A 2,365-nucleotide genomic window follows, 5' to 3' on the forward strand; every position below is an offset into this window, starting at 1 on the left:
AGATGAGGCGATTCACCGACGTCTCGCTGCGCTGCGGCTCTTCTTCCCTGCCCGGAACCCCGCTAGTCCAGCAAAATGACTGATGCTGCGCTGACCATGCTGGGATCAACCACCTGTGGGATGCGGAATAAGGTTAATCCCCGTTTCAGTGCGGTGCCACTTTGGCTGAATGATACAAGGAGGCGTTTGATTGTCGCGTTGGGGGCTAAGCTTGTCACATTCAAAAGAGATTCACGTCTTTCGCTGCGATGGAACAGCGCTATTTGCATTAACATATGATCGCACGGGGCAGATTTTACCTTCCCACATAAGCCGGCCGCTCACTTGGAATTTCGAGCGATCCATTACCTTGCAATCAGGTCAGACCAACCAGGATCGTGAATCCACCAGGGCGACCTTGTCTGTTATTGCGAAACACGGATTCTATCTGACGCACGCAGCGGTTCCGTCGCTCCTAGCTCAGCGCATCGCCTTCCCTTCATCGTCGGGCGAGGAAGCCGCCCAGCAGGCGTAGACGTAAATCATTGTGAAGTCAGTCCCGTGTGTTGCCCCGCCCGCGTAATTCCCGCGTAGAATACGCGACGACCCAGCTAGTGCTTAGGAGGCGACGCGATCCGCCTTGGCCGTGTTTGGGCCCGATCTGGGGTGGAATACTCGAGGGAATTCGGATGGCAGAGAAAGTGGTAGTCACCGGCGGAGCGGGGTTCATCGGCGCTAATCTGGTCGATGCCCTGCTCCAGCGAGGCTTCGAGGTGCATGTCATCGACAATTATGCGGGAGGCAAGCGCGATGACCGCATCAATCCGAAGGCGTTCTATCACGACCTTGATATTCGTGATTTTCGAGGGATTGCTCCCCTAATCTAAAGGAGCGAAGCATGTCTTCCACGAGGCCGCTCTCCCCCGTGTTCAATTTTCCATCGAATATCCGCAGGAAACCTTTGCTGTCAACGTGGATGGGCTGGTCTCCGTTTTGAAAGCCGCGCATGAGGGCGAAGTAGAACGCGTCGTTTATGCTGCATCGAGTTCTGCCTACGGCGATCAGGCAAGATTACCGCTGTCAGAGGATCTGCCGGCAATCCCGAAAAGTCCGTATGGCTTGCAGAAATACATCGGCGAACTTTCATGCCGCCTATGGAGCGAAGTGTACGGACTGTCGAGCGTATCGCTCCGCTATTTCAATGTGTACGGCCCGAAATTCGATCCTGAAGGCGCCTACGCCCTCGTCATCGGCAAGTTTCTACAGCAGAAAAAGCTTGGAAATCCACTCACGATCACCAGTGATGGCACCCAAACCCGAGATTTCACCCATGTATCGGATATCGTGCGCGCGAATCTGTTGGCTGCGGTCTCGACCAATGTCGGCCAGGGTGAGGTTATTAATATTGGCGCTGGCGGAATGTATCGGTCAAAGCCCTTGCAGCGATGATCGGCGGACCTAGCGTGCACATCCCACCGCGGTTGGAGCCACACGATACGCTCGCGGACACTCGCAAAGCCAAGGAACTACTCGGCTGGTCGCCCACCGTCAGTTTGGAGGAGGGAATTGCCGAGTTAAAAAATCTGATGAGGATCGACTGAGCTCGCCCGCATTAATCATCACTTTGTCCACAGACCGTACGAATGCCTGCCGTGGAACCGGGCAGGAGGGGATGGTAAAATATCAATATGGGTGCCGCTCCTATCGCCCGGCTCAAGATCACTCTTGACGACGTCGCGGTCCTGCGCCGGGTCGAGGTACCATTCGACATCAGGCTCGACCGACTGCATTTGACCGTCCAGGCGGCCATGGGCTGGACCAACAGCCATCTCTATGAAATCCGCGCTGGCGATGTCGGCTTCAGCACGCCCGATCCTGCTGCGGATTGGGACGACGACTTCCTCGACGCGCGCAAGGCTCGCCTTGATGACGTCCTCGAAGACATCGGCACGAAGAAGCTGATGTATCTCTATGATTTCGGTGACGGGTGGGAGCACACGATCATGATCGAGCGGCTCATCGATCCCGAACCCGGGGTGTTCTATCCGCGTCTTATCGAAGTCCGTGGCCGCTGTCCTCCGGAAGACTGCGGCGGACCATTCGGCTATGCCGATCTGCTCGAGGCCATCACAGATCCCAAGCACGAACGCCACGCCGAGCTGACTGGGTGGCTCGGCGACGGCTTCAATCACGAACTCAACGACGCCGAAGCTCTCGTCGCAGAGGTTGCTGTTCTCGCAAAATCCTGGTCCCGCAAATCCAAGCGCCGTAAAGGTGCCTAGCCGCGGTCGCCGTCGGATGCTTGCTGCGGCTGGACGCTGGCCCTGATGTCCATTTCTGCGACACCCAGAGCACCGCTGAGCTCTCCGCTCCATACGTTGTTATG

The 2,365-nt window shown here is 56.8% G+C and carries 2 protein-coding genes and 1 pseudogene; all 3 read left to right on the forward strand.

What is annotated here, in order from left to right; genetic code table 11:
• Positions 1-668 precede the first annotated feature (668 nt).
• The 3 genes and pseudogenes from WB528_RS10700 (at position 669) to WB528_RS10710 (ending at position 2,261) form a co-directional block, all read left to right on the forward strand.
• A complete protein-coding gene (locus WB528_RS10700) occupies positions 669-866 on the forward strand; it encodes an NAD-dependent epimerase/dehydratase family protein (protein ID WP_423888387.1) in 198 nt (65 codons plus the stop codon).
• A gap of 10 nt (positions 867-876) precedes the next feature.
• A pseudogene (locus WB528_RS10705) lies at positions 877-1,428 on the forward strand (NAD-dependent epimerase/dehydratase family protein); the annotation flags it as partial.
• Between the two features lie 239 nt (positions 1,429-1,667).
• Entirely contained in the window at positions 1,668-2,261 is a 594-nt protein-coding gene (locus tag WB528_RS10710; protein ID WP_423888388.1) for a plasmid pRiA4b ORF-3 family protein, read from the forward strand.
• Positions 2,262-2,365 lie beyond the last annotated feature (104 nt).

The organism is Bradyrhizobium sp. (assembly GCF_049586575.1).
Lineage (GTDB): Bacteria > Pseudomonadota > Alphaproteobacteria > Rhizobiales > Xanthobacteraceae > Bradyrhizobium.